Consider the following 24975-nt stretch of genomic DNA (forward strand, 5'->3'; position numbering starts at 1 on the left):
GATAATGCGGCAATCGGTCCGCTTACGGCGTCGTATGACGGCAAAACGTGGAAATACACTGATGCCAACGGAAAAGTGGTTTTGAGCGCGCAGAACACCACGACCGGCGTATACCAGACCGAAAACGGGTTTATTTCTTATAGTATGAGTGGGGGTTATATCCTTGTTAGTAATGACAAGATCGGAGATCCTTCCCAGGTACGGTGGTCGAACCAGAATGGCGCAGTTCCTGGAACAATGCCGTTTCCATCTTTCGGCGGAGGCAGCACATCGCTTCGGCTGGAGAATCTTGCTGGGAATGAGAGCGCTTCCTACGAGCGTATTGCGGGTGGTGTGACGTCGCCTGGGCCATATGACCCGAACGCACACGCTAATATGCCCTGCTTCTTGGCTGGAGCAATGATACTGACGGAAAAGGGGTATCATGCTGTAGAGACGCTGTGCGTTGAGGACAGAATAGGCGTTCTTAATGGGAGCACGTTAGAGTGGCGTGCAATCAAAGCCCTTTCTGTCGGGTTTTGTCGGGTGTCCAGTAATGAATTTCCTGATATGGCGGGATATCCCGTAGTGATCAGAAAGGATGCGTTAGGTGACAACAAGCCTTTTGCGGATCTTTGGGTGACAGGTGATCATGCGATCCAACTTGACGGCAAAATAGTGATGGCCAGAAGTCTTGTGGACGGCAAGAAGATATTATTTGATATGTCGATCAAATCCTATGAGTATTATCATATAGATTTACACGATCATCACGTGATTGATGCCAATGGACTGCCGGTAGAAAGCTTGGTCAGTAAATCCGCTCACAGCGTTTTCAAGAATATGATCGACACGCATAACGAGTATTTTCCGGATATGGCTCCGGCGCGACAAATGACTCTCTGTACCGATCCGAAAGAGATCATGTGGATACGCAATAAATATGAGTTGGACACGAAATCGACTACGCACACCGAATTTGGGCCCCTCGCGTTCGAGGTTTTCACCTCAGATGGTCAGGAGCTTATGAAACGCAGTACAAATGGCCGCACGACATCTTTCAGGGTCCCATCTAATATCGACACTCTGAAGCTTGTTTCACGCGTAGCACGGCCATACGACATGATTGGTGTTCATATCGAAGATCGCCGTAAGCTCGGCTTATTGATTGGTAATATTACTATGTATGAGGCTTCTTCCTCATCGAGTCAGACAAGCCATCTTGAAAATAAATATGTACACGGGTGGTCACCGTATGAGACCGATATGTGTCGATGGACGGTGGGTGAAGCTTATCTCAAGCTCCACCGCACCGAGCCAATGAGAGAGGCAGTGATTGCAATCGAGGTGTTGGATGACTGCGAACGCCTCGTGGAACTCAGACGCGAACACTCTCTACATTGAATTGCGCGCGTCTTATCTGACCCAGGCGCGCTCATCTAATCCGACGTGACAACCAGGCGGCGTAGATCTCGGTGGTTTTGACCGAGCTGTGACCGAGTTGCTGGGACACATCATAGATCGAGGCGCCTTGTTGCAGGGCGCGGATGGCGTAGGTGTGTCTCAGGTCGTGGCAGCGGAAGTGGCGGGCTTTGTCCGGTATGGCGCTGGCTAGTAGCACGCGGAAGCGGCCTGGGACGTTGGTGTAGCGCTGTCCTGACGGGTTGCGGAAGACGTAGCCGCTCGCGTTTTCCGGGCGGCTGCGTTGCAGCTCTCTGGCCTGCCTGGTCGAGAGCCTGACCACGCGGGGCGATCTTGTCTTCGTTCTGGCAAAGGTCACGGTGGGGCAGGGGGCTTTAAGGTCCAGTTGCTCCCAGGAGAGCGAGGCGGCCTCTTCCTGCCGGCAGCCGGTTCGCGCCAGAAAGCGGATCATGTCGCGCATGCCGGGTGGGGCGCGGCGGGTCAGGTGTGCGAGGTCGCGCAAAGCCACGGGCCGAATGGGTTCGCGGCGCTCCTTGATCTCCTCCATCTCGTCCGGCACCGGATTGGCGGTAATCCAGCCAGCGCGACGTGCCACACGCATGATGCGGCCCATCACCATCAGGTCGCGGCGTATGGTGGCACCGGAGGTCTTGGTGCGTCGTCTGGCCGCCACAAACTCATGCACATCGCGGGAGGTAATCAGGCTGATATTCCGCCCCGCGAAATAGGGGTGGAGCTGCCGCAGGCTCGTGCGGTATCGCGTCTGGGTGCTGGGGCGCAGATCGGCAAATTGCAGCTCCTCCCACCGCACCACGGCGTCTTCCCAGTTCCTGACCTCAGGAGGTTTTATGCCGGCGCGCTGGTCTTCCGCCTTTTCGAGCAGCTCTTTGAGGCGCTGCCGGGCTGTACGCCGATCAGTCGTGCGTAGCGATCGGCGGATGTCGCGCCCCCTGATCTGGATCCGAGCGTAATAGGTGCCGTTTGCGGCCTGGTAGAGATTGCTGGACACGACGGCCTGCTGGCCTCCTGATCGAGATAATCGTCAATCGCTGACGTCGTTATGCGCCAGACAGAACCGATCTTGGCGGCGCGCAGGGCGCCCGTGGCGCAAAGCTTCTGGATGAGGCGCGGCGATACGCGCAGCTCGGTCGCTACCTCTGCCGCCGTCTTGCGTATGTGGGTCATGAGTCCTCCTCAAAGTCGGGAGTCTTCAGGGCATCGAGCGTCCTAAGTTGCGTCTCCAGATCGCGGCAGCGCAGCCAGATGCCGGCAGAACTTACGATTTGGTGCAGAAGATACAGGATCAGGCATGCCGCGATCGGATTTCGCGCGATCGCGCTCCAGAGCATTTTGATCATGACCGTCCCAGACGCCCGTGACGGGCCAGTAGGGCTAGAACAGGATTGGCATTAGGGGCGTCAGGAATGATGCTGCGCCCTTGGGCGGCTCGTTCCATCTGCTCGGCCTCGTGGCGCTTATTGGCTGCTGCGTTCTGCCACAGGTGCTCTGCCTCGGTGCGCCCGGCAAAGCCTGCCTGTTCGGCCAGGCTATCCATATAGGATGCCATGGCCTGCTTGGCCTTGATGGTATCACGCCCGGTGAGCGGTGGTGTGGTTGGTCTGTCGGGGAGAAAAACGGTCTGAACCGGCGATGCTGACATCGACTTGCGCTCCATCGTGGACGAACGATGGTCTCTTAGCATCACTAAGAATAATACTGCTAGATGAAAATTAGCATTGCTAAGATTTTTATTAAATCATTCTGACTTCGGCGAGATTTTTTGGCCGAGAGCTCTTATTAAGTTGATCGCCATCTCCTGACGCTCGTAAGACAGCTCACGAATTGCAGCGAGAGTCTCCAATTCAAGCCGCGTCTGCGCACGAGCCAACTCATCAGGCTCATGTCCTGTGAGTAACCAAGTGGTTGATGTGCCTAGAGCCAAAGCAATCGCCTCAAATCGTTGAGGTTTTGGGGCGGCTCTTCCAGTCTCGTACTGCGTCACCGCATTCCCGGTTACGCCAATCATCGCGCCTAATTCTTCGGTTGTGAAGCCCAAAAGTTCTCTTTTTGTTCTTATACGCGAGCCAATGGCGACCCGCTTGGGATCAATTAGTCGCTTGGTGGTTTGCTGTGGTCTGCTCATACCTGATCGTCGACCAGCTTCCTTAGGGGCGCACTCTTAATCTTATTGTGATGGTTAATTAGCAATGCTAACAGAACAATATGAAAGACGAGGTCCTTATCGAGATGATGCGATACCGCGGCATGAACGCCCGGATCGCGCGCGCATGTGGTCTGAGCACGGCTGCTGTCTCCCAATGGAAGCGTATCCCGCGAAAGCACCTTGAGAAGGTCTCAGATCTCTCGGGCGTTCCCCCCGAGACACTCCGGCCTGATCTCTTCAATTCTGTCGCACAAAGGAATGCAGCATGAGAATCCATCATGCTTTGCAGGCTATCGGCTGCATGTCGCGCCGTCATCCGAAGGGTGTCCGGGCAAGGTCGCCTTACTCCTCGCCGGGTTCCGTCGGATCGAGGGCCCTGCCATGACCACGCATGCTATCAAGACGGCCACGCAGGCTGTCATTCGCGCTGTGGGCGGTGTCGATGCAGCGGCGAGTTTCGTCCGCGTCGGGCGGTCGCAGCTTTCAGACTACCAAAACCGCCATTCGCAATCGGTCGTGCCGGTCGATGTCGCGCTCGAGATGGATCGCTGTGCGCAGGAGCCGATCGTTCTGGCCGCCATGGCGCTGGCTGAGGGGTATATCCTCACGCCGCTCAAGGTGGGCGAGGGCGATCTTGCTACCGATATCGAGAAGGTATCGCACAGCTTCAATGAGACGATTGCCACGACGCTTCGCGTGCTGGCGGATGGTGTTGTCGAGACGCATGAAGTCACGGCCATGCGGGCCACGCTTTCAAGCCTGCACCGTGCCGTAGGGCATGCCCTGCATAACCTGCGTGCTACGGAAAAGGCGATGGAAGAACCCGTTGCAGCACTGCGGGGTGTGTCATGAGCGCCGCTCTTGTCTCCGCCCGTAGCATCGGCTTGCGCGGCAAATCGGCCAGTTCGAGCGAGCAGGCTCACGCCAATGCCGTGTTCAACAGGCTTTGCCGAACCCGTATTGCACGGATTGCCCTCGCCGGGCTGATCGGTCGCCAGCCTGGTACGGTGGTCAAATGGCATCATGTGCCGTCGAACCATGTGCGTTCTTTCCTGCGAGCCTATGAAAGCGGCAGGCTGGAGCGTGCAATTCGGGCGATGTCACCTGTCGTGACACCCGCCGAATGCCGCCAGGCGCGCGATATCGTGCGCAAGATACGCGCCCGGCGTGGCGGCAAGAGAGTCTTGGGTGAGACGCTCAAGGTCGCGCCTGACAGCGTGAAGTCCTGGAATGAAATCCCGTTGCGTCATGTGCGTGCCGTACTCGCTTGTTTCGGGGCCGATCGTGGCTTGGCTGAGAGCGATGCGCCGCCTGTCCCGACTTCAGCCAGCACCGCGCATGTCACAGGCGTCTGGCATCGTAAGTGCCTTTATTGCGGCGCGGCCTTCTCGGTGAACTCGCCATTCATCCGCCGCTGTGAAACGCATAGGGGGCAAGGCTGATGGCTCGTCCTGCACTCGATCGCACCCGCCTCGCGCCTGCCGTGCAGGGCTATCACCGCAGGGGCTTCCCGGCGCGGTTGATTGCTACGCGCCTCGGCATTTCCGAACGCAGTACGCGCGGCCTGCTCAAGGCGCTGGGCCTGACCGCGCCACGCCCCCAAAGCCGACAGATCCTGGAGATACGTCATGGGTGACGTTCAACCGCTCGGGTATCTGACTTCGGTCAATGAGCCTGAAAACATGCAGGCGGAGGCAGCGCTACTGGGCGCCATCCTGACCAACGGTCGCCGCGCGCTGCCCATGGTCGAGGAATATCTGCGTCCCGAGCATTTCTACGAGCCGCTCAATGGCGTGATTTACGCTGCCGCGCTCCGCATGCACATGGCAGGTGTCGATCCGAACGTGATCCTGATCCGTAACCAGATCGGTGATTCCGAAGTGCTCATGGGGCGCGACGTAGCGGGATATCTCGGTCAGATCATGATGGCGACGGTCGGCATTCTCAATGCCGGCGATTACGGGCGCGCCATCTTCGACGCTTGGACGCGCCGCCAGCTGCGTAGCCATTGCATCGATGTCGCCCGGCTTTGCCTGACCCCTGGTGGCCAGACGGGCGAGGATCTCGTCGAGCAGATGGAAGCCGGGCTGCTCGAGATCGCCCAGAACATGCGCGAGAGCCTGCCGAACGTGACGATCTCCGAAGCGATCCGCGAGGCGATTGCCTGCGGGCAGGAGAACCTGCTGCGCGGCTCGGCACTGGCCGGGCTGTCATGGGGCTATCCTGCCATGGACCGGATGACGGGTGGCCTGCTGGGCGAAGGGCTGTATGTGATCGGCGCCCGCCCGGCCATGGGCAAGACCGCTTTCGCTCTGGGTGTGGCCATGCGTGTTGGCGCAAGCGGTGAGCGCGTGTTGTTCTGGTCGGGCGAGATGGCGGCGCGTCAGATCGGCGCGCGTGCCGGGGCCGCCTATGCCGGGCTTTCCACGCTCTCCGTCTTTGCAGGGCGTCGTTACGATATCCCCGAAGATATCGAGACGGGGCTGCGTGTCCCGCTCGAGGGGTGGCAGTGGCAGGATCTACAGGCGGGAGAAAAAGCCGCCGAGGCCGTGCCGCTCGAGCTGGATGTGCGCTCCGGCCTGACCGTGGCCGGGCTGCGTTCGCGTGCGCGCCGCATGAAGCGCAGCAAGCGCGGGCTTGGCCTTATCGTGCTCGATTATGTCGGGCTGATGCACGGCAGCGATGCCGCGCGGCGGCGCGGACGGTATGAGGAAATGACCGAAATCAGCGCCGGGCTCAAATCCCTCGCCAAGGAACTCGGCATTCCCATCATCGCGCTCGCCCAGCTCAACCGCGAGGTTGAGAAGCGCGAGGACAAGCGCCCGACCGAGGCCGATCTGCGCGATAGCGGCGGGCTGGAGCAGGACGCCGATCTCGTCGCGTTCCTGTATCGCGATCACTATTATCTCAGGAAAGAAGCCAGCGGCGACGGGCTACAGAAGCGCGATAAGGAAACCAACGAGCAGTTCGCTAATCGCTGCTCGGAATTCCAGTTCCGCCTGCAAGAGTCGGTCGGTAAGGCGCAGATCCTGATCCGCAAGAACCGCCATGGCGGGACCGGGTCGGTGCGTATGCGCTTCGATGATGACAGCACATGGTTTCGCGATGAGTGCGAAGATCCGCGCAGCCCCGCCTGGGTTTGTCGGGACGGTGCAGCATGACGCGCCCCGCTTCGCCTCGCCCTGCCTCGCGCCGACGCTACGGCATCCACGCCCGCGCCATCATGGCCGACCCGCGCTGGTCCGTGCTGCCGCTCGCCGCACGCGGCATGTGGCTGCATCTGGCCGATATCGCCGATGTCGTCACCGAATTGCGTGCGCCTGTACGCGGCCAGGCGCTGACCGTGCCTGACCTTGCCCGCCTGCTGGCGGCCGACCCGGATGAAGTGATCGGCGCTGTGTCGCATCTGGTCAATCGAGACATTATCGAGCCCGTCGCGGACGGGTATCGTCTGAAAGCCTATTGAGATGTCGAAATCTTCGATCGAGAGACGGGCGCTCGCCATGGTCGCCAGTGACCTGCGCCTGTTCACGCTGGCCGCCGAGGCGGTGGTGGTGTGGGTGCGCCTGATCGCGGCCATTCTGGAATACGGCACGGATGGCATTCTGCATGCGGGCAAGGACGGCGCGCCCGATCTCGCGACACTCGCGCGCTTCCGGTTTCATGTGACGGAAACCCAGCTCGAAACCTACATGGAAACCTACGCGAAAACCCGGCTGATAACCTATGACGAGGCAAGCGGGCTGGTCGGATTGCCTGAAACGCTGCAGCCGACGCGACGCGCCATTGCCTCGCGACTGAACGGCAAAAAGGGCGGAAGACCGGCGAAAAACGTCAATCCATCGCCGCAGCACGATCCGCGCCAACGTACCGCCATGATGCCGATCTCAGGAGGAAAAACCGTGTCTTGCGAAACCCAGCACAAAACCCAAGGCTCCTACGTGCGCGATAAGCTTAGCTTAGCTTGTAATATAAGCTCTGAAGATAAAGCTAAGCTTGGGGCGCAGGTGAGTGACGCGCAGATTGACACGGCCTATCAGCGCATCGGCCCCATGGCGTTCGAAGCGGCCGGGTTCGACCCGGCGCGCGACATGGGTAATTACCGCATCGTGCGCCAATGGTTGGCCGATGCCCTGCATGACGGGTTGAGCATCGAGGAAACCGAACGGCTGATCCTTGGCGTGGTGAAAACCGTGGCGGAACGTCAGCGCAGCAAGGGCGCTTCGATCAGCCATCTGGGCTATTTCGGTAAAGCGATCGGCACCGCCATTGCAAATCGCGACGTGCCCGAAGCGCCACTGAGCGAAGCCGAGATCGAAGCCGATCGCGCCTGGAAACGGGACATGGATGCATGGCGCGAGCGTGTGGCGTCCGGCATTGCGGGTGCAGTCAATGAGCCGATTCCGAACCGTGCCGACTACCTCGAACGCGCGAGGCTGGCGGCATGAGCAAGATGTCCGTTGGTTTCGACCTTGAGCGCAGCCTGCCGGAGCAGGTAGGCGAATGGCTGGACGAGGCGGCCCTTACGTTGGCAGCTCTTCCCTCAACCGGGCTTCGCCCTGCCGGTGCCGGTAGCACATGGCCGGACTATCTGCGCGATCTGGAAGATCTCGGCTGGGATCGTGAGAGCGATGAATTCCTGCCGAGGCCGACTGCCGATCAGATCGAGCGACTGGATATCGTGCTGACGTGGATACCGCTGGTCGAGGATCGCAAGCTTCGAACAGTGGTCAATATGCGCCTGATCGTTCACCGGATCTCGGGGCGGCATAAGTGGGAATGGCGGAAGATCGGGCCTAAACTCGGCATTGACCACAAGACTGCACAAGCCTGGCACCAGCGCGCCTGTGTAGTCATCGCAAAAAAAATCAAGCCGTCTGCATTTTTTACTACCCACATTCCCCAATTTGCAGATATTTGAGACCCAAGATCGCGAGACGATTACCCATTCGGGCAGGCGTCTTTTTTTGTGCCTGATTTCTGGAGTGACGATCCATGGCGGTCCGCGGATTGCAGTGCGTCCTGCCAGCAGTTCGTAGCATCAAAACCGGTATTGCAACGGCGCTGCCGAAGCAGGCAAAAACCATCTATCTCTCGCCCGAATGGCGTGGCCTGATGTCCCGCCTTCTGGCCCAACGTGGCCGCCGCTGCGAGGCCTGCGGCCATACCGGCTGCCGGATCTTTGGCGATCATATCCATGAACTGAAAGACGGCGGCGCGCTGCTCGATCCGGGCAATGTCCGGCTGCTCTGCGGCTCCTGCCACAGCACCAAGACCGCCCGCGTTCGGGCCGCGCGCACCCGTGAGACGGTTTAAGAAACGGGTCGGGCAGCCTGTTTCGAGTTCTTCGGGCCCCGGCGCGATCCGTCGAGTTCGCACCACAGCATGTGAGCTGCAGCCACAATGGCTGGCCCAATGAAGAGGCCTACCAGGCCAAGCATGTGCAGGCCCCCCAGGATAGCGACCATCGTGTGCAGGAACGGCAGGCGGGTCTCATCGGAGATGAACTTCGGACGGGCAAAATGCTCACCGCAGAACAGAACGAAGAGCCCCCACCCAGCAACGGCAATGCCCATATTCATCGACCCTGATGCCGCGACGATACCGCCGATGAGGATAGCCGCCGGATAGCCGCAGAAGGGAATCGATGCGGCAATCGCCAGGAGGATCGTCAGGATGACGGCATGGCTGGCATCGGCAACGAAGATCAGAGGCGAGCAGACAAGAGCCTCACCGATACCGACGAGAACCAGCCCGTTGACGGCGCCGCGTACGCTTCGAACGATGTGCAGAAGGATGTCGTCACGCTGGGTGAGTTCCATGCTGACCCTGCGCAGAGATGATGTAATCCGCCCGTAGGAAAGAAGGCAGCATGCTGCGGTCAGCATGGCAATGAAGAAGGCTTCCAGGAGATGCGGGATGCTTTTGAGGATCTTGAAAGCCGCGAGCCCAGCGATCTTGGAGACCGACTTAGCCTGGGCCTTGGCCATCTTCATGATCTGCTGCGGATCGATCTTGTTCGCAATGCTCGCTGGAAGAACGCTTTTGACCTTGTCGATCCGGGTTGAGACGGCAGGCGGCAGGGCTGGCGTTGAACTGTCACCTGAGCTTGAGCCTGCTTCTTCCCCATTATGATCTGTTGGGTCAGGCTTTCCCGCACTTCCGTCGTTCTGCGGCGGTGCGGCATGATCTTGCGTGGCTGCGTCAGGACCGTTCGCCGGGGCCGATGTCTGGTGAGGAGCGATGAGATGTTGGGCTTTTTCCGACAGCGATCCGATTTCGGTCACTGCGCCATAACCCGCTATGCCAGCCATGATCGTGAAGAGCACGCAGGTCAGCCCGATAAGGCTGATGGCCGCCATCTTCGCACCGATAAACTGTCCGAGTTTGCGCTGTATCGGCCGCACAGCAATGGCGATGACTGCTCCCCATGCCAAAGCGACGATAAGTGGGAACGAAATCCAGATCGCCCCTGCGTAGATCGCTACCCCCATACCGATGAGAGCGACGTATCTGACCCAGGGATGGCGTTCGGAGATCAGTGGAGAGGCCATATGTTTGTTCGTTCCGTTCACTGTGAGATCGGTGGAAGTCGCTCGGAGCTGGTCATGCTGCGATTTGATTCCACCATGGTACCGACAGAACGGAACAGACGCGAAATCGATTGCAGTAAAGAAGCAGATTCGGGCCCAGGTATCTCGCTCAAAGGTCGATCTACCTTTCTCGCCCCCCCCAAACCCCGACCCATGACCCTCGAGGGGGCGGGTCGAAAGTCCGGCTGGATCCTACCCCCGCAACCGCACAGGGCCCAGCGGCAGATTTTCGGGTCTATCAAGGAAATCAAGTTATCAAGGAAAGGGAGCAGAAATGGCCCACGGTGGCGCACGTCCTGGCGCCGGACGCAAAAAGGGCAGCCGGAACAGGAAGCAGGTGGACTGGAACGGCCCGCTCGTGGTCGACCCTTCGGCGCTTGCGCCCGGCCTCGATGCCCTGAGCGGCATGAGCCCGCAGGATCTGGCATCCTGCTCGCCGCTGGCCTTCCTCACGCATATTTACCGCAATCGCGGTCTGGCTGCCGCCATACGCGCTGACGCCGCCAAGGCCGCGCTCCCCTACGCCCATGCCCGCCTCGCGGCCCCGCGCGAGGATCAGCCCGCCCTGCCCGGCCTCGATAGCGGCTGGGGCGACGATCTGCCCCCGATGAACAGAAGGAACTGACATGCTGGATCTGAGCCGGAAGGACTGGGAGGCGCGTTTGCGCGCCGGCCGGTCCCTCCTGCCGGATCTGAATCCCGTCAATCCCGAACTGGCTGCGCGGGCCGTGCGCTGCTTCGACCGGCTGCGCATTCCTGACGTGCCCGGCACGCCTGCCATGGCGCAAGCCTGCGGCGACTGGTTCCGCGAAATCGTCTCGGCCCTGTTCGGCGCGCTCGATCCCGAAACGGGCGTGCGCGCCATCCAGGAGCTTTTCCTCCTGGTGCCGAAGAAGAACAGCAAGACCACGAACGGCGCGGGCCTGATGCTGACGGCCGTGATCGTCAATGAACGCCCGAATGCCGAGTTCCTGATCGTCGCGCCCACCAAGGAAATCGCTGATCTCGCCTTCAGCCAGGCGCTGGGCATGGTGCAGAACGACCGCACGCTGATGCGCTGCTTTCAGGTGCAGCAGCATCTCAAGCGCCTCAGATTTCATGCGACAGGCGCAACCCTGCAGGTCAAGGCGTTCAGCCCGGACGTCATGACCGGCGTGAAGCCCGCAGGCGTGCTGGTGGACGAGCAGCACGTCATTGCCATGCGCAACGATGCGGGCAGCGTCATGCGCCAGATACGCGGTGGCATGATCTCCCAGCCCGAGGCGTTCCTGGCCATCATCACCACACAGAGCGACGGCCCGCCCCGGGGTGTGTTCGCGCAGGATCTGATCCGTGCCCGCGAGATCCGCGACGGCAAACGCTTCCAGCCGGTTCTGCCGGTCCTGTACGAATTGCCGCCCGATATCCAGCAGCCCTCGAAACTGCCCGGCGAAGCCGCGCCCTGGGAAGATCCCGCCTACTGGCCGATGGTCCTCCCCAATCTCGGCCGGTCGATCACGCTGGACCGCCTCAAGCGCGAATATGACGACGCCCGCGAGAAAGGCGTGGGCGAACTGGCCAGCTGGGCCTCGCAGCATCTCAATGTCGAGATCGGCCTCGCCCTGCGCTCCGATCGCTGGGTGGGAGCCGATTACTGGCAGGGCGCAGGCGACGACACGCTGACCCTCGATGCCCTGATCGAACGCTGCGAAGTGATCGTGGCGGGCATCGACGGCGGCGGCCTCGACGATCTGCTGTCGCTCGCAGTTCTCGGCCGAGACACCATCACGGGCCAGTGGCTGCACTGGCAGAAAAGCTGGGTGTTCGAGGGCGTGCTGGCGCTTCGTAAGCGCGAGGCCAGCCAGCTGCGTGACTTCGAGACACAGGGCGATCTGGTCATCACGGCCGAGCCCGGCACCGATATCGACCAGCTGGTGGCCGTACTCGGCACGATCGACCAGAGCAACAAGCTCGCGATCGTGGGGCTCGACCCAATGGGCGTCGGGGCCATTGTCGATGCACTGGCCCAGATCGGAATCGCCCATGAGCGCGTGGTGGGTATCTCGCAGGGCTGGACGCTCTCGGGTGCCATCAAGACCGCCGAACGCAAGCTGGCAGATGGCACGCTCTGCCACGGGGCACGGCCGATCATGGGCTGGGCCGTCTCGAACGCGAAGGTGGAGCCCAGAGGCAATGCCATCATCATCACCAAACAGGCGGCGGGTTATCTCAAGATCGACCCGCTGATGGCGCTGCTCAATGCGGTGACGCTGATGAGCCGTAACCCCGAGCCGCCCGGTGGCGGCCGGATGGATGATTTTCTCTCGACCGGGATCATTGCCGTATGAGTATCGCCACAAGACTGCGCGGCATGGCCTGGAAGGCCGCAAGTGCGGTTTTCCAGTCCGTCACGGGCGTGTCGCTGACCGATCTGCGCCTTGGCGCTTTCATGGCAGGCGGGCCGAGCATTGCGGGCCAGAGCGTCTCGGTCGATACCGCGCTTCAGCTCGATACCGTCTGGGCCTGTATCCGGCTCCTGTCAGAAACCATAGGCTCCATGCCGCTCAAGCTGCATGAGCGCCAGGGCGACGGGCAATCCTCCCTGGCACGCGATCACCCGCTTTATCGCGTGCTCGCCCGCGCGCCGAATGCCGATATGACGCCCATCGAGTTCTGGTCCTGCATGGCGGCGTGCTGCCTCGCCTGGGGCAATGGCTTCGCGCAGATCATGCGGCGCGGTGACGGGCAGATCCTGGCGCTCAATCCGCTGCGCCCCGACCGCATGACCGTGCAGCGCGATCCCAATTCCGGGGCGTTGGTCTATCGCTACAGCTACCAGGGCAAGACGCTGGCGCTCGATGAAGGCGATATCTTCCACATCAAGGGTTTCTGTTTCGACGGGCTCATGGGCATTTCGCCCATCACGGCGGGGCGGCAATCCATCGGGGCCGCGCTGGCCGCCGAGGAAACGGCGGGGCGCATGTTCCGCAACGGTTTGCTCTCACAGACCTATATCTCGGCCCCGACCTATCTGAGCGCACCGCAGAAGGAACAGGCCAAGGCGATCCTCGGCGAGTATTCGGGGGCGATCAACGCGGGCAAGACGCCCCTGCTCGAGGGCGGGTGGAAGGTCGAGAGCATCGGGCTCAGGGCCGAGGATCTGCAGCTGCTGCAAACCCGTCAGCTGGGCGTCGCCACGCTTTGCCGGTGGTTCGGCGTACAGCCGGTCATGATCGGGGCCATGGAGAAATCCACGGCCTGGGGCACAGGGCTGGAACAGATGAATCTCTGGTTCCTGCAATACGGCCTCATGCCCTGGCTGCAGCGCATCGAGCAGGCCGTTGCGCGCTGCCTGCTCTCGCCTGTGGAGCGGGACCGGTATTTCGCCCGGTTCAATGTCGATGCGCTGTTGCGCGGCGATAGCACGGCGCGGGCGGGCTACATGCAAACCGCGTTGCGCTCGGGCTGGATGACCGTCAACGAGGCCCGAGCGAATGACAACCTCGCCCCCATGCCGGGCGGCGATGTGCTCATGGTGCAGGCCCAGATGATCCCGCTCACCGATATCGGCAAGCCCCGCACCCTGACCGGGCTTGGCTCGGGTGGCCAGGGGCCGCCCGGCAACGATCCAGCGCCAGGCACCCGCAAAGACCTGACAGGAGACGACAATGAGTGAGTATCTGGCCGCCGCTTTCGAGTGGAAGTTTGCGCCCGACGCGAAAGAGGGCAGCTTCGAGGGCTATGGCAGCGTGTTCGGCCATCAGGACGCGCACGGCGATATCGTCCTGCCCGGTGCCTTTGCCGAGACGCTGGCCGAGCGCAAGGCGCAGGGCCGCAACATTCCGATGCACGTCATGCACGGCATCCTTGGGGGTGACGGTCTGCCCGTAGGCGTCTGGGAGGATGCCAGCGAAGACGCGCACGGCCTGCATCTGCGCGGGCGTCTGTCCGGCATGGATACCGATTACGGGCGCAGGCTCTACGGCCTTGTGAAAGACGGGGCCCTTGGCGGCCTCTCGATCGGGTTTTCCGTGCGCAAGAACGGTGCAACCTTCGGCACCGATCCAGGCGGACCGCGCCGCCAGATCAAGGCCGTGAACCTGCACGAGGTCAGCCTTGTCGATGACCCGTCAAACGCCCTCGCCCGCGTGATCGAAATGCGCAAGCGGTCTTATCCGGTGGCTTCACTGCTTCCGGTTCAGGTGCCCGAATTGCGCGGGGCCGATCGGGAACTGGTCGAGGCCCTCCGCTCGGGCTTCAGCCTGCCCGACCCGCGCGGGGCTAGCCGATCGGGCTGATCGCCTCCCGCCCGTTTTCACCCATCCAGAACACAGAACAGGGCGCTTTGAGCGCCCTTTTTCATGAGGAAAATCCCATGTCAGATTACGAACAGGCCGCCCGCGATCTCAAGGCCGCGACCGATGAGGTCAAGCGTTTTGCTGAAGCCTCGACAACGGAACTGCGCAACCTCGGCAAGGTCACGGAAGAAACCAAGGCCAGCGCAGACAAGGCCCTGGCCGAGATGAACGGGCTTTCTACCCGCCTCGCCGATATCGAGCAGAAGGCCGCCCGTGCAGGCCAGGCAGGCGCACGCGAGACGCGCTCGCTCGGTCAGCGTTTCATCGAGACTGACGAGGTCAAAGCCGCGATCGGAGCAGGCGAGCGTTTCAAGGGGCATATCTCAGTCGAAATGCGTGCCATTACCTCATCCAGTTCGACCGGCAATTCCGGGACGACCGGGCTTGTCGTGGCCGACCGCCGGCCGGGCATCGTTCAGGTTACGCCGGATCGCCGCATGACCATCCGCAACCTGCTCATGCCCGGCACCACGCAATCGGGCGCAATCGACTATGTGCGCGAAACGCTGTTCATCAACAGCGCCGCCCCGGTGGCCGAGAACCCGAGCGCCAACAAGCCGCAATCCGAGATCAAATTCGATCTTCAGACCATGACCGTCAAAACCATTGCGCATTTCGTGATGGCCTCAAAGCAGATCCTGGCCGATGCGCCCATGCTGGCCAGTTATGTGGATGGCCGGCTGCGCTACGGTCTGGCCTTCAAGGAGGAAGATCAGCTTCTCAACGGTGACGGCAAAGATCAGAACCTCAATGGGCTGATGAATCAGGCCACGGCTTATACCCAGCCTGCAGGCGTGACCGTTAAGAGTGAGACCATGATCGACCGTCTGCGTCTCGCCATGCTGCAGGCGACGCTGGCCGAGTTCCCCACAACGGGCCATGTGCTGAACCCGACCGACTGGACATCCATTGAGATGACCAAGGACACCCAGGGCCGTTATGTGTTCGCCAACCCGACCGGGCTTGCCGGGCCGGTGCTCTGGGGGCTGCCGGTAGCGGAGAGCCTGAGCATGAAGGCGGGCAATTTCCTGACCGGCGCTTTTGCCTATGCGGCGCAGATTTTTGATCGTGAGGATGCGACGGTCACAATCTCGACCGAGGACCGCGACAACCTCGTCAAGAACATGGTCACGATCCTGGCTGAGGAACGCATGGCGCTCGCCGTCTATCGCCCGCAGGCACTGATCAAGGGCACGTTCGGCACGCCTGCCACCGGCAGCTGATCGGGGGGCACCATGACGCTCACCCTCCTCGAAAGCCCCGCCGAAGGGCTCGCCCTGGTCGCGCTCGATGCCCTGCGCGATCAGCTGGCGGGCGAGCTTGGCGGGCAGAACAATGACCCGGCCCTGAGCGAGTATCTGGCCCAGGCCACGGCGCTCGTTCAGGCCACGCTGGGCCGCCCAGTTCTGGCGGGTTTGTATCGCCAGACCCTGCGCGTCGGGGATGGCGAGCGCAGGCTTTCGCTCGCTCTCACCGCCTCGCCCGTGGTCGAGATCGTGACCGTCAGCCAGGACGGTTTCACCTTCGATCCCGGCCCCGAGGGCTGGGAGACAGGCGACTGGTCCGGTCTGCTCTACCCCTCCCGGCTGCAAGGCGCGTGGTGGTGGCCGGGGCGCTACCGCGTGACCTATCGGGGCGGCTGGATCCTGCCGGGCATGAAAGACGACCGAGGCGAGCCTCTGGCCCCGACCGTGCCCGCCGATATCCGCGCCGCCACGCTTTCGACCGCCCGGGCCCTGTTCTTTACCGCCCAGCGCGGCGACCCGCTCTTGCGGTCCGAAAGCGAGCAAGGCGTGGGGGCGAGCAGCTGGGCCACGCCCGATGCCAGCCTCGGCGGCCTGCCGCCCGATGCGGCGGCCATCCTTGCCCGCTATGCGCAGGCGGGTCTGTCATGAGTGTGGGTGTCAACCGGCGCAGGCGTCAGATCCAGCGCGCCGGCCGACTTATGGTGCTCTCGCGCCCGCGTCTTGAAGGTAGCCTGAGCGTGACCGGCTACGCCCCGCCCCCGCAGGCCTCGCAGCTGGCGGAGGGCGTCGGCAAGGCGGCCCTCATTGTGCAGATCACCGCCGATGAAACAAACCGGACAGGCTATGTGCCGCGCAAAGGCGACATCCTGCGCGACGGGCCGAAAGATTACACCCTGACTGACGCCATGCCGGTTTACGAACGAGCCGTTCTCTCCGGCTGGACCCTTATCGCCTCGGGAGGCTCCTGATGTTGTCCGATACCGTCTGGAATGACGCCTATCACCGTGCAAAAAAAGTGGCGGAAGAACAGGGCATTACCCTGGTCGATGTCCTTCTGCAGCCCGAAGCGGAACGCCCGGCGCTTCACTGGCGCATGGAAGCCCTTGCCAGCCACTCCGACCGGCTCGGCATGGGCGAAGACGCCAATGAGGAAGAAGGCGAGATCGCTTTCCGGTTATGCGCGCGGGTCGGCGAAGTCTCGACCCCTGAAGCTCTTGAGCTTTGCAAGGCGATGAGCATCGCCTTCCGCGCCAATCTTGAAGGTGCGCAGCCTTATCCCGAGGGGCTCTATTATGACGGGCAGAGCCTCTATCCGCCTGAGCCGGACACAACCGGCAACTGGATCAGCATGGCCCTGATCGTCCGTTATCGCTTCCAGGACAGGATCGAGCCCCCTTCATGAGCGACGCGCGCGTGACCTCCGGCTGGGCAGCCGGGCTGCTCTGGGATGAGTCGACCTTCGGCATCGCCCGTGAAAGCCGGTACGGCGAGCGCGCATCCGACGACTTCCAGCTGATCCGCCTCTCCGGTGGCAATTTCAAACTGACGCAGAGCCGGACCTATCTCGATGAGGCGCATCCGCTGCTCGAGCGGGCGGCAGGCGTTGCCTCGAGTTATGCCGGCAGCGGCAGCCTCGAGGCTCTGCTTTCATTTGGCAATCATGATGCCCTGATGGCTGCCGCCCTTTGCGGTGTCTGGCGCGATGGTGCGGTATCCAATGGGGCCGAGCGATCAAGCTGGACGCTGCGCCAGCGCCTGGGCGGTGGCTGGCTCTATCGTCAGGGCGTTTTCGTGCGCGCCATGGAATTGACGGTCGCCCAGGGGGATTTCATCCGCTGCGCGTTCGATACAATCCATGCGCGCGAGGCGATCGTGACTGGCGACGATGCTGCGCTCGACCATCCTTTTTCGTCCCGCGAGGCTTTGCATCCCTGCAAGGCGCAGCTGGCGGCCACTCTGCCGGGGCAGATCGATCCCGGCATCCTGCGACGCATTTCCCTGAAATGCGGCCGGGAAGACGCGGCGCTCGATTACGGCGCCCGATCGCCCTGCGCGCAGGATGTGCGGCTCGGCTCCTTTGCTGCGTCGGGAAGCCTCGATCTGGTGCTGCGCGGCCATGACGCTTTCGAGGCCCTGGTCGAGGCGCAGCCGGGTCCGCTGTCGTTCACGATCATCGGCTCGGATGGCTACGGCTATGCGTTCCGGATGCCCAGAACGCGACTTTATGACGCGAAAATCGACGCCTGCTCGCGCCGGCAACTCATCATGGCAACGGTCGAGTTCGAGGCCGCTCCGTCGAGCGGGGATCTCTCATCCCTGAACATCCACCGGCTCGCGCCTTCGGATGCTGATCTGATCACCGTCGATCACTGGCCCGTGCTGAACAATTCCAACACAATTTCTCCCTGAGGTAGCATGTCGCAGGAAATCAGCGCATCCCCGCGCGTCGGTCTGGCCCGCCAGGGAGACGCGATCGCGCTCTCCCGTAATATCGGGGGCAAGCCGACGCTCATCCATGTCGATGCCGCCGATTATGAGGCCCAGGTCGCCGGCAAGGCCGCCGCTCGAACGGAAGGCGCAGCCCTCTCCGCGCAGCTTGCGGTCGGCGGGGTCGCCTCGGATGTCGCGGCCGCCAAGGTTCTGATCACGGCGGGGCTGGCCGGATCGGCGCCGCTCAATTTCCGCGGCTATTGGGACGCCTCGACCAATACGCCCGACCTCACCGCTTCCGACCCGATCGACGGCGATCTCTGGGTGGCTTCCAAGGCCGGGACGATCGAAATCGGCGGGCAGAAGCTCTGGCAGATCGGCGACGCCGCATGGTTTCACGAAGGAGGTTGGGTTTATTACGCCCGCGCCGGCTGGGCGGCCGTGGCCAAGACGATCCACGCGATCGAGGCCATCAATGCCGGCAGCGTACAGATCCAGGAAGGCGGCGAGATCGGCGCGCTCGAGATCACCGATGCTGTGGGCAATGTGATCGCGCTGATCCGCCCCGATGGAACCTATGCCAGCGGCCTCGAGGACGATCCGCGCTATGGCCTCACCGAGCAAGGCGTTCGGGCGGGGTCGGTGCAACTGCTCGGCGAGCAGGGAGCGGACGGGCTGAGCATCACCGACGCGCTCGGCTTCGTACTCGCTCATCTTGGCCAGGATGGGCTGATCGCAGGCGGTGCAGAGGGCGGCGCAAAGTATTCGCTCTCTGCCGAGGGCATTCGCAGCGGCGCGATCGGCCTGACAGATAAGGGGCACGATGACGCTCTGATCATCCAGGACGCCGAGGGCTTCGTTTTCTGTTCGGTCGGGGCGGATGGCTCATTCCGCTCTGGCGGCCAGGCGCAACCGCGTTTCGGCATCACCGAAGACGGGGTGAACGCGGGCGATCTGAAGCTGCTCGGCACTAGCGGCGGAGAGGGGTTTACCCTGACCGATGCTTTCGGCTTTCTGATCGCGCAGATCGGGGCGGATGGCTCATTCCGCAGTGCCGCTGGCGCCGCGCCTTCCTTCGCGCTTGCCGAGGACGGGATGCGCGCCGGCGCGGTGCAGCTGACGGATGGCGCGCAGGATGACGGTCTGAGCATTCTCGATGCTCACGGCTTCATGATGTGCCATATCGCCACGGACGGCGCGGTGCGATCCGATCTGTCGAAAACCCCCCGCTTCGGGTTGCTCGATGGGGCCATCAGGGCGGGCAGCCTCTCGGTGGTCGATGACGGCGAGCCCGATCTCTGGGTGACGGATGGCTACGGCTTCCTGCTGCAGGCGCCGGGCAGTACCGGCGCCGTGCCGGACACGAATCAGCCAGCGCAGCGGCCTGACCCGACCCAGCGCGGGCCGGAGGCCAGCGACGACGCATCGCAGGGCTATGCGCCGGGCGCGCTCTGGCGATACGCGCAGACGGCATGGAGAATGCTCCATGCCGATCGCGATCGGGCCGTCTGGCAGCGTCTGACCGCATTGCCGGCGCTTGCGGCGGATCGTTATGCGTCGAGCCTTGTGGCGGCCTGGGGCACGCGGCGTCTTGTCTGCGACTATGCGGGGCCGCTGGTGGATGTGGCGGTCAATACCGGATCGGGCGTGCGTGTCGTGTCCGTGGGGCAGGATGAAGGCGGATGCCTCTCGCGCATCGATCTCCTGCGCGCCGCATCCGCTCGGGGCGAGCCGCTTTGTATCGTGCGCTTTTACGATCAGAGCGGCAAAGAGCAACATGCAACGGCGCCGGGCTATGACGCCGGTGCAGGGACGTTACAGGCCGATCGCTGCCCCCATATCGGGGTGCGGTGGCATGACGGGAATGCGCTCGCCTCTTGGGCGTGCGAACCGAATCCCCTGCAGCCGGTCGATCTGCCGGCGACGCTAAAACTGAGCGGGGGCAACGCAACAGCCCTTTTCTACGGTGCATTTTCCGGCTCGAATTGCCCGCTTTACAGCACATATCAGGCGTTCACCCTTGGTAGGGCCGAGGCCGATTGCCTCGGGCTGACAACAGGCACGGGCAATGAAAGCGGCCGTCTCACCCTGACCGGGGGTGATCCTTTCGCGGTGATCAATCGCTCTACTCTCACGCCAGGCATCAGGCATGGCGCCCTGTGCCTGCGCCTCCAGCCGGGCGACCAGGCAACCCTCGACATACAGGGGGCAGAGCGTATGCGCTCGACGGTCGCGCTCGCGGGCGGCTTCTCAGGGCGAACGCTGAGCGGCGGGGCGATTGGCGCATCGCCCAGGCGTGTAGGCAACAGCGCCGCAATCCAGATGAGCGGCCTCGTCTTGCTCGACCGATCGCTGACCGATGCCGAGATCGATCGGACGCTCGATGACGCAACCGTGCTCGAGGCCGTGACCCCGCAACTGCGCGAGCGTCTCGACTGTATCGGCTCGAGCACGACGCAGGGGTTCGGCATCAAGGATGGCTGGTGCTGGCCGCAACTGCTGGGGGATCACCTGTCGAGGCCGCTCGCCCTGCGCAGCTGGGCGGTGCCGGGCTCAACGGCGAAAGACTTCATCACCTACACGATCGAGAACGTGCTGGCGGATCTCGGCCAGATGCGCGCGGCTTATGCCGTCACATGGCTCGGCAATAACGATATCGGCCAGGGCTTCGCGCTCGATGAGATCGTGAGGCTCAACGCCCTTATCCACGCCCGGTTAAGGGCTGCCGGGTATCGGCGCCTGTTTATCCTCGGCCAGTTCAATGCGGCGCTGAATGCGAAAATCTACAGCGCCGTTTCATCCGGGGTGATCGATGCCGATGCGTTCATCGATCCATGGTCTGCCGGTCCAATGGCCAATCATGGCGATCGCTCGCTCTATGGCGACGGGGTGCATCCGACTGAATCGGGCGCGCGCTATGCCGCCTCATTCATCGCCGACCACATCAACAAATATCTATAGGGAGCAAAGGCCATGGCCAGGCTTGTTTTAGGCAATACCGACGCAAGCGGAACCGGGCGCGGCTGGATCGCACCGACCGCCATCCAGCCCCGTTTCGCCTCATTCTTTCTCGGCGGTACGCTGGGCGCAAATATGGCTCTCGGCGGCGCTGATGCGGCATCGATCGGGGCGCCTACCCTCGAGGCGGGTGTGATCGGCAAGGAATTGCCGCACCTTGTGACCAAGGGAGGCGCGAATTTCCTGCGCACGGCAATCGCCGAGCCGCGCGAAGGCACATTCTTTTCGATCGCGCGTATGCCGGCCCCTCCTGGGGCAGCGCCGCTTGGTACGACTGATGGCCCTTTGATGGGGCTCTACAATAGCGGCAACTTGATGATGCTGCTGACAAATGCCGGAATAGGCGGGGCTTTCAGGACGCGAATGCCCGAGCAACAGCCCGAGGGATGGAACACGGTCCCGCCCGTGCTGGCCGACATGACGCGGTGGGGGCTCTACGCCCTGCGTTATCAGAATAACGGGGCCTCTGTGACGGGTGTGGCGAAGGCTTACACGGCCAATCGTACTGCCTCGCGGACGGGCTCGGTGGCAGGTGCCGTGAGCCCCGCCGGCATCGAGATCGGCTCGCAGCCTTTCTCAGATAGCTCGGACATGCAGAAAGGCATCGCGCATCAAGCCGCGGTCATGATCTGGGATGTCGCCTTGTCCGATGCCGAGATGGAAAACGTCGCATCCCTCCTGCGCCGCTGGTCGGCTCGTTATGGCGTGACCGTCTGAGCAAGGCTTGATCGTTTCTGCAGCAATACTGGCCGCCACAGGGCGGCTTTTTTTTATGGGAGATCGTTCTCATGTCGTTTGCCGGCGCTACCAAAAACTACGCGGCCGCCTATCAAACCAATGATACGCGGATCGCTTTCGCGCTCGAGGATCAATTCGGGGTGTCGCCGGGCGGCGCCTATCAGAGCACGCGATTCACTGGGGAGAGTTTCCGCCAGCAATTCCAGCGCAACCGCCCGGAGGAAATCAACGATATCCCCGAGGCGTCGCAGGCCGTCACTACTCAGATGAGCGTCGCAGGCAGCCTCTCCGCCGCGCTGTCTTTCGGCACCTATGACGATCTGCTGGCGGGCGTGCTGGGCGCTGACTGGACGGATGACGCGATCGTCAATGGCGGCATGGTCAAATGCTGGACGGTCATCGAGCGCCTCGGCGATTCCTGGTTCGTCCGCAATGGCGGCTTTATCCGCCAGGCGCAGTTGAGTTTCAGCCAGGGCGGTTTTGCCCAGGCGTCATTCGATATGGCGTTCAAGGGCGAAAAGCGTCAGGGCGCGTCGCCTGCGGCCAGCCTGATCGCGGCCCCGACCGGCGATGTCATCGACACGGTCAAGGGCTTTGGCGGTTTGCTGATCGGCGGCGTCAAGCCGGATGGCTGCGTGAACGACTTCAAGGTGTCGCTGCAGCGCAACGGCGCAGATATCGATTACGGCATGGGGCACGCAGATGGGTGCGGCATCAGGCCGGGCGAATTGCTTGCGACTGGCAGCCTCGAGATTTTCTTCCGCAATTACGAATTATACGACCGTTTCGTGAACGGTCAGCAAGGGCCCATCACGGCGAGCGTCCGGGATGGGCTTGGTGAGGGATATGACCTGACCTTCCTCAATGCCTCGCTGCAAAATCCGCAGATCAGTGTCGGAGGCAAGAACCGCTCCGTCATGGCGGCATTCGACATCGAGGGTAATCCGCAGCCCGGCGGTGGCACCTTCAGCATCAAGCGTTTCAGGCGCGGCAGCTAAGCGGCTTACGCCTCGCGCCACTCATCCAGATTTCAGGGAAAAACAACCATGGCAAAACTCTCCAGTTTCTCGCGCAATGCCGACCGTATGCGCGAAGGCGAAACCATTGAGGTCGGGCCGATCGGCAACACGTTTCACATCACGACGCGCGGTTTCACGCCGCGTTATCGCGATGCGCTCTATGATCTGAAGATGGCGGCCGCCCGCACGCTCAACCGCTCGCAAAAGCCCGGCGCGTCCAGCTACGGATCGGAAAGCCTGCCGCCGACCGATGATGACCGATGCCAGGGGCAGGCTATCGCCGATCATTGCGTCATCGGGGTGAGCGGGCTCGAGCACGATGACGGGCGTGAGGTCACACTCGATGAGTTCCGGGCCATGCTCGCAAGCGGTGAGCAGCCGATGCTGATTGCGCTCGCCATCTCGGCCGCCGCTCGGGTGGGTGATGACCGCGCGCGCGAGCATGAGGAAGCCGTGGGAAACTGATCGAGGCATTGATCTGGGAACTGGAGTTCTTGCGATTCATCGGGCCGGATCAGGGGGCGGAGATCAGGGAGGCGATCCTTGCCGAGAAACCGCTGCTCCCGCCCGCTCTCGAACGCCCCTGGCGGTGCTGGCACGATCTGGAAAACGATCGTGCCTGGACGAGCGATCTGATCGGGGGCGCCATGGGCAAGATCCGTGGCGTTTCACGTCCTTGCGGGATCGCCTGGAGCGCGCTCGCGCTCTGGTGCCAGGTCAATGCCGTGACGCAGGAAGATGCGCCCTGGCTCATCGCCCAGGTTCGCGCCCTTGATGCCGTTTTTCTTCAGCACAAAAACGAGCGGATTACCGCGAGCATCGCGCAATTCATGAAGGGATAAGTCATGGCACAAGCCGCAACCTTCAGCCGGTCCCTGCGCCTTTTTGTCGATCGCAACCTTTCCCGCGATGCCTTGCGGGCTGAAATGGCAAGACGGGCGATCGCAGCGCGAGATGATCTCATCGCACGCGGCCAGGCGCCGCCGAGCTGGCGGCGCTATGTGGACGGTAAAGCCGATGCGCCAGAAACAAGCGTGCGGCTGGATGGGGCCATTCTCTATCGCTTCAATCTCACGGGCGAGGCGGCAGAGGCGGCGCTCGCTCTGTGCCGGTCAACATCGCCCGTGCGCAGCGGACGCTTTCGCGATGCCTGGGTGCTGATCTGTGACGGCAAGCCCTGGAAACAGCCGCTCAAGGATCTGGCAGCTGACAGCACGATCCTGATCGTCAATCCGCTGCCTTATGCTCGCAAGATCGAGACCGGGGCGCTTGAGCCCCGCATACGGCGCAATCAGATCGAGCGCGTGCGCCAAACGCTCATGCGGCGTTTTCCGAGGCTTACTTTCGGCAAGATTTTCGTCCGCCTGGGTAGCGGCATCGCACCCTCTGCCCCCTACATCCTGCGCGGCGCCTCGGGCGAGCGCAGGACACGGGCTGGCACGGTCATGACCTATCCGGCGCTGCAGATCACCCTGCGGTCATGAAAACTGGACCGGCAACAATCAGCCCTTGATTTCGTGGCAGGTGAGCATGGCACTGGCATCCATTTCGCTTGAGAACATGGCATCGTCGCCCTTGCTCCACCAGACGTATTCAGCCGCCGCGTATTTGGCGCCGCTCGCGGCAATCACGTCGGTAAATATCTGCGTTTTTCCGTCGACCGGAAGCACAGCGAGGCTGATATCGCCCGCGTTGATATAGCTTACCTTGACGATTTTCTCGGGCAGGACAGCACGCAGCTTAGCTGAACTCGCGCCCTTTTTTGCCTTACAGTTGTAGGACACAGTCTGACGCTGGATATCGGTCGACGACGACAGTGGAATCGAGAGTGAATCGCCAGTCTCTGCGTGCGCGGATGCAACGGCAGTTATGGCTGTCAAAGCAATCGCGGCTCCCGTCAATCTACGAATCATAGTCCTGCTCCACTTCCTGTTGCGCTTGCCTGCCCGTTTCGCGGCATGCGCGCACCTTCCTATCAGATGACGGCAATATTTCGGCTCATTCGCATCTCACAAATGCGCGGTCCGA

The 24975-nt window shown here is 62.2% G+C and carries 30 protein-coding genes and 1 pseudogene; 24 read left to right on the top strand and 7 right to left on the bottom strand.

Annotated features, from left to right (window positions below):
• Positions 1-1383: Hint domain-containing protein (locus AA0535_RS08700; RefSeq protein ID WP_264815591.1), on the top strand; the 1383-nt coding region annotated here is incomplete at its 5' end.
• A gap of 31 nt (positions 1384-1414) precedes the next feature.
• Here the strand turns inward: AA0535_RS08700 and AA0535_RS08705 are convergent.
• From AA0535_RS08705 to AA0535_RS08720, 5 genes and pseudogenes are all read right to left on the bottom strand, one after another.
• Positions 1415-2410, bottom strand: a complete 996-nt coding sequence (locus tag AA0535_RS08705) for a tyrosine-type recombinase/integrase (protein WP_264815592.1) — start codon at positions 2408-2410, stop codon at positions 1415-1417.
• Between the two features lie 29 nt (positions 2411-2439).
• A pseudogene (locus AA0535_RS15770) lies at positions 2440-2586 on the bottom strand (helix-turn-helix domain-containing protein); the annotation flags it as partial.
• Entirely contained in the window at positions 2583-2759 is a 177-nt protein-coding gene (locus AA0535_RS08710; RefSeq protein ID WP_264815593.1) for a hypothetical protein, read from the bottom strand. The gene AA0535_RS08710 and the pseudogene AA0535_RS15770, both read right to left, overlap by 4 nt.
• A complete protein-coding gene (locus AA0535_RS08715) occupies positions 2756-3061 on the bottom strand; it encodes a hypothetical protein (RefSeq protein ID WP_264815594.1) in 306 nt (101 codons plus the stop codon). Before AA0535_RS08715 ends, AA0535_RS08710 begins: the two co-directional genes overlap by 4 nt.
• Positions 3062-3157: 96 nt before the next feature.
• Complete coding sequence (locus tag AA0535_RS08720) at positions 3158-3544, bottom strand: helix-turn-helix domain-containing protein (RefSeq protein ID WP_264815595.1); 387 nt, start codon at positions 3542-3544, stop codon at positions 3158-3160.
• 402 nt (positions 3545-3946) lie between these two features.
• Between AA0535_RS08720 and AA0535_RS08725 the strand changes: the two genes are divergently transcribed.
• The 8 genes from AA0535_RS08725 to AA0535_RS08760 all read left to right on the top strand — a co-directional run bounded on the left by AA0535_RS08725 (position 3947) and on the right by AA0535_RS08760 (position 8881).
• On the top strand, positions 3947-4417 hold the full coding sequence (locus AA0535_RS08725; RefSeq protein ID WP_264815596.1) for a hypothetical protein: 471 nt from the start codon (positions 3947-3949) through the stop codon (positions 4415-4417).
• Complete coding sequence (locus AA0535_RS08730; RefSeq protein ID WP_264815597.1) at positions 4414-5007, top strand: hypothetical protein; 594 nt, start codon at positions 4414-4416, stop codon at positions 5005-5007. Before AA0535_RS08725 ends, AA0535_RS08730 begins: the two co-directional genes overlap by 4 nt.
• Positions 5007-5201, top strand: a complete 195-nt coding sequence (locus AA0535_RS08735; protein ID WP_264815598.1) for a hypothetical protein — start codon at positions 5007-5009, stop codon at positions 5199-5201. The genes AA0535_RS08730 and AA0535_RS08735 overlap by 1 nt, the downstream gene beginning before the upstream one ends.
• Positions 5194-6726 (top strand): replicative DNA helicase, encoded by a 1533-nt coding sequence (locus AA0535_RS08740; RefSeq protein ID WP_264815599.1) that lies wholly within the window; start codon positions 5194-5196, stop codon positions 6724-6726. Before AA0535_RS08735 ends, AA0535_RS08740 begins: the two co-directional genes overlap by 8 nt.
• Complete coding sequence (locus AA0535_RS08745; protein ID WP_264815600.1) at positions 6723-7031, top strand: hypothetical protein; 309 nt, start codon at positions 6723-6725, stop codon at positions 7029-7031. Before AA0535_RS08740 ends, AA0535_RS08745 begins: the two co-directional genes overlap by 4 nt.
• Before the next feature lie 37 nt (positions 7032-7068).
• Positions 7069-8013 carry a hypothetical protein gene (locus tag AA0535_RS08750; protein WP_264815601.1) on the top strand — a complete coding sequence of 315 codons (945 nt, stop codon included), beginning with the start codon at positions 7069-7071 and terminating at the stop codon, positions 8011-8013.
• Positions 8010-8486 carry a DUF6362 family protein gene (locus AA0535_RS08755; RefSeq protein ID WP_264815602.1) on the top strand — a complete coding sequence of 159 codons (477 nt, stop codon included), beginning with the start codon at positions 8010-8012 and terminating at the stop codon, positions 8484-8486. Before AA0535_RS08750 ends, AA0535_RS08755 begins: the two co-directional genes overlap by 4 nt.
• Positions 8487-8560: 74 nt before the next feature.
• On the top strand, positions 8561-8881 hold the full coding sequence (locus AA0535_RS08760; protein WP_264815603.1) for an HNH endonuclease signature motif containing protein: 321 nt from the start codon (positions 8561-8563) through the stop codon (positions 8879-8881).
• Here AA0535_RS08760 and AA0535_RS08765 read toward each other — a convergent pair.
• A complete protein-coding gene (locus tag AA0535_RS08765) occupies positions 8878-10119 on the bottom strand; it encodes an AI-2E family transporter (protein ID WP_264815605.1) in 1242 nt (413 codons plus the stop codon). The genes AA0535_RS08760 and AA0535_RS08765 overlap by 4 nt on opposite strands.
• Positions 10120-10432: 313 nt before the next feature.
• Here AA0535_RS08765 and AA0535_RS08770 point away from each other — a divergent pair, with 313 nt between their 5' ends.
• The 15 genes from AA0535_RS08770 (at position 10433) to AA0535_RS08840 (ending at position 24431) form a co-directional block, all read left to right on the top strand.
• Positions 10433-10783, top strand: a complete 351-nt coding sequence (locus tag AA0535_RS08770; protein ID WP_264815606.1) for a hypothetical protein — start codon at positions 10433-10435, stop codon at positions 10781-10783.
• Position 10784: 1 nt separating this feature from the next.
• Positions 10785-12485 carry a terminase large subunit gene (locus AA0535_RS08775; protein ID WP_264815607.1) on the top strand — a complete coding sequence of 567 codons (1701 nt, stop codon included), beginning with the start codon at positions 10785-10787 and terminating at the stop codon, positions 12483-12485.
• Complete coding sequence (locus AA0535_RS08780; RefSeq protein ID WP_264815608.1) at positions 12482-13813, top strand: phage portal protein; 1332 nt, start codon at positions 12482-12484, stop codon at positions 13811-13813. Before AA0535_RS08775 ends, AA0535_RS08780 begins: the two co-directional genes overlap by 4 nt.
• Positions 13806-14435: an HK97 family phage prohead protease gene (locus AA0535_RS08785; RefSeq protein ID WP_264815609.1), complete on the top strand. Its 630-nt coding sequence runs from the start codon at positions 13806-13808 to the stop codon at positions 14433-14435. Before AA0535_RS08780 ends, AA0535_RS08785 begins: the two co-directional genes overlap by 8 nt.
• 77 nt (positions 14436-14512) lie before the next feature.
• Positions 14513-15718, top strand: coding sequence for a phage major capsid protein (locus tag AA0535_RS08790; RefSeq protein WP_264815610.1), 1206 nt, complete (start codon positions 14513-14515; stop codon positions 15716-15718).
• A gap of 12 nt (positions 15719-15730) precedes the next feature.
• The gene (locus AA0535_RS08795; protein ID WP_264815611.1) at positions 15731-16390 is read left to right on the top strand and encodes a hypothetical protein; all 660 of its coding nucleotides are present in this window, start codon (positions 15731-15733) and stop codon (positions 16388-16390) included.
• On the top strand, positions 16387-16710 hold the full coding sequence (locus AA0535_RS08800) for a hypothetical protein (protein WP_264815612.1): 324 nt from the start codon (positions 16387-16389) through the stop codon (positions 16708-16710). Before AA0535_RS08795 ends, AA0535_RS08800 begins: the two co-directional genes overlap by 4 nt.
• On the top strand, positions 16710-17144 hold the full coding sequence (locus AA0535_RS08805; RefSeq protein WP_264815613.1) for a hypothetical protein: 435 nt from the start codon (positions 16710-16712) through the stop codon (positions 17142-17144). The genes AA0535_RS08800 and AA0535_RS08805 overlap by 1 nt, the downstream gene beginning before the upstream one ends.
• Positions 17141-18151 (top strand): phage tail tube protein, encoded by a 1011-nt coding sequence (locus tag AA0535_RS08810; protein WP_264815614.1) that lies wholly within the window; start codon positions 17141-17143, stop codon positions 18149-18151. The genes AA0535_RS08805 and AA0535_RS08810 overlap by 4 nt, the downstream gene beginning before the upstream one ends.
• A gap of 6 nt (positions 18152-18157) precedes the next feature.
• A complete protein-coding gene (locus AA0535_RS08815; RefSeq protein WP_264815615.1) occupies positions 18158-21133 on the top strand; it encodes an SGNH/GDSL hydrolase family protein in 2976 nt (991 codons plus the stop codon).
• Positions 21134-21145: 12 nt separating this feature from the next.
• Positions 21146-21907: a hypothetical protein gene (locus tag AA0535_RS08820; RefSeq protein ID WP_264815616.1), complete on the top strand. Its 762-nt coding sequence runs from the start codon at positions 21146-21148 to the stop codon at positions 21905-21907.
• A gap of 71 nt (positions 21908-21978) precedes the next feature.
• On the top strand, positions 21979-22926 hold the full coding sequence (locus tag AA0535_RS08825; RefSeq protein WP_264815617.1) for a phage tail tube protein: 948 nt from the start codon (positions 21979-21981) through the stop codon (positions 22924-22926).
• A 48-nt stretch (positions 22927-22974) separates the two neighbouring features.
• Positions 22975-23412, top strand: a complete 438-nt coding sequence (locus tag AA0535_RS08830) for a hypothetical protein (RefSeq protein ID WP_264815618.1) — start codon at positions 22975-22977, stop codon at positions 23410-23412.
• Positions 23413-23420: 8 nt separating this feature from the next.
• Positions 23421-23789 (top strand): phage tail assembly chaperone, encoded by a 369-nt coding sequence (locus tag AA0535_RS08835; RefSeq protein WP_264815619.1) that lies wholly within the window; start codon positions 23421-23423, stop codon positions 23787-23789.
• Between the two features lie 3 nt (positions 23790-23792).
• Positions 23793-24431 carry a hypothetical protein gene (locus AA0535_RS08840; protein ID WP_264815620.1) on the top strand — a complete coding sequence of 213 codons (639 nt, stop codon included), beginning with the start codon at positions 23793-23795 and terminating at the stop codon, positions 24429-24431.
• 18 nt (positions 24432-24449) lie between these two features.
• Here AA0535_RS08840 and AA0535_RS08845 read toward each other — a convergent pair whose 3' ends face one another.
• Positions 24450-24848, bottom strand: a complete 399-nt coding sequence (locus tag AA0535_RS08845; RefSeq protein WP_264815621.1) for an MliC family protein — start codon at positions 24846-24848, stop codon at positions 24450-24452.
• Between the last annotated feature and the right edge of the window lie 127 nt (positions 24849-24975).

It is taken from the genome of Asaia krungthepensis NRIC 0535, assembly GCF_025995175.1.
In the GTDB taxonomy this organism is placed as follows: domain Bacteria; phylum Pseudomonadota; class Alphaproteobacteria; order Acetobacterales; family Acetobacteraceae; genus Asaia; species Asaia krungthepensis.

Excerpts from the sequence above, each read along its gene's own strand:
- AA0535_RS08765 (WP_264815605.1), bottom strand. The coding sequence starts at position 10,119 with ATGGCCTCTCCACTGATCTCCGAACGCCATCCCTGGGTCAGATACGTC.
- AA0535_RS08735 (WP_264815598.1), top strand. The coding sequence starts at position 5,007 with ATGGCTCGTCCTGCACTCGATCGCACCCGCCTCGCGCCTGCCGTGCAG.
- AA0535_RS08730 (WP_264815597.1), top strand. The coding sequence starts at position 4,414 with ATGAGCGCCGCTCTTGTCTCCGCCCGTAGCATCGGCTTGCGCGGCAAA.
- AA0535_RS08710 (WP_264815593.1), bottom strand. The coding sequence starts at position 2,759 with ATGATCAAAATGCTCTGGAGCGCGATCGCGCGAAATCCGATCGCGGCA.
- AA0535_RS08775 (WP_264815607.1), top strand. The coding sequence starts at position 10,785 with ATGCTGGATCTGAGCCGGAAGGACTGGGAGGCGCGTTTGCGCGCCGGC.
- AA0535_RS08815 (WP_264815615.1), top strand. The coding sequence starts at position 18,158 with ATGTCGCAGGAAATCAGCGCATCCCCGCGCGTCGGTCTGGCCCGCCAG.
- AA0535_RS08770 (WP_264815606.1), top strand. The coding sequence starts at position 10,433 with ATGGCCCACGGTGGCGCACGTCCTGGCGCCGGACGCAAAAAGGGCAGC.
- AA0535_RS08805 (WP_264815613.1), top strand. The coding sequence starts at position 16,710 with ATGTTGTCCGATACCGTCTGGAATGACGCCTATCACCGTGCAAAAAAA.
- AA0535_RS08785 (WP_264815609.1), top strand. The coding sequence starts at position 13,806 with ATGAGTGAGTATCTGGCCGCCGCTTTCGAGTGGAAGTTTGCGCCCGAC.
- AA0535_RS08825 (WP_264815617.1), top strand. The coding sequence starts at position 21,979 with ATGTCGTTTGCCGGCGCTACCAAAAACTACGCGGCCGCCTATCAAACC.
- AA0535_RS08820 (WP_264815616.1), top strand. The coding sequence starts at position 21,146 with ATGGCCAGGCTTGTTTTAGGCAATACCGACGCAAGCGGAACCGGGCGC.
- AA0535_RS08790 (WP_264815610.1), top strand. The coding sequence starts at position 14,513 with ATGTCAGATTACGAACAGGCCGCCCGCGATCTCAAGGCCGCGACCGAT.
- AA0535_RS08760 (WP_264815603.1), top strand. The coding sequence starts at position 8,561 with ATGGCGGTCCGCGGATTGCAGTGCGTCCTGCCAGCAGTTCGTAGCATC.
- AA0535_RS08810 (WP_264815614.1), top strand. The coding sequence starts at position 17,141 with ATGAGCGACGCGCGCGTGACCTCCGGCTGGGCAGCCGGGCTGCTCTGG.
- AA0535_RS08715 (WP_264815594.1), bottom strand. The coding sequence starts at position 3,061 with ATGTCAGCATCGCCGGTTCAGACCGTTTTTCTCCCCGACAGACCAACC.
- AA0535_RS08745 (WP_264815600.1), top strand. The coding sequence starts at position 6,723 with ATGACGCGCCCCGCTTCGCCTCGCCCTGCCTCGCGCCGACGCTACGGC.
- AA0535_RS08830 (WP_264815618.1), top strand. The coding sequence starts at position 22,975 with ATGGCAAAACTCTCCAGTTTCTCGCGCAATGCCGACCGTATGCGCGAA.
- AA0535_RS08720 (WP_264815595.1), bottom strand. The coding sequence starts at position 3,544 with ATGAGCAGACCACAGCAAACCACCAAGCGACTAATTGATCCCAAGCGG.
- AA0535_RS08840 (WP_264815620.1), top strand. The coding sequence starts at position 23,793 with ATGGCACAAGCCGCAACCTTCAGCCGGTCCCTGCGCCTTTTTGTCGAT.
- AA0535_RS08795 (WP_264815611.1), top strand. The coding sequence starts at position 15,731 with ATGACGCTCACCCTCCTCGAAAGCCCCGCCGAAGGGCTCGCCCTGGTC.
- AA0535_RS08780 (WP_264815608.1), top strand. The coding sequence starts at position 12,482 with ATGAGTATCGCCACAAGACTGCGCGGCATGGCCTGGAAGGCCGCAAGT.
- AA0535_RS08750 (WP_264815601.1), top strand. The coding sequence starts at position 7,069 with ATGGTCGCCAGTGACCTGCGCCTGTTCACGCTGGCCGCCGAGGCGGTG.
- AA0535_RS08725 (WP_264815596.1), top strand. The coding sequence starts at position 3,947 with ATGACCACGCATGCTATCAAGACGGCCACGCAGGCTGTCATTCGCGCT.
- AA0535_RS08755 (WP_264815602.1), top strand. The coding sequence starts at position 8,010 with ATGAGCAAGATGTCCGTTGGTTTCGACCTTGAGCGCAGCCTGCCGGAG.
- AA0535_RS08740 (WP_264815599.1), top strand. The coding sequence starts at position 5,194 with ATGGGTGACGTTCAACCGCTCGGGTATCTGACTTCGGTCAATGAGCCT.
- AA0535_RS08800 (WP_264815612.1), top strand. The coding sequence starts at position 16,387 with ATGAGTGTGGGTGTCAACCGGCGCAGGCGTCAGATCCAGCGCGCCGGC.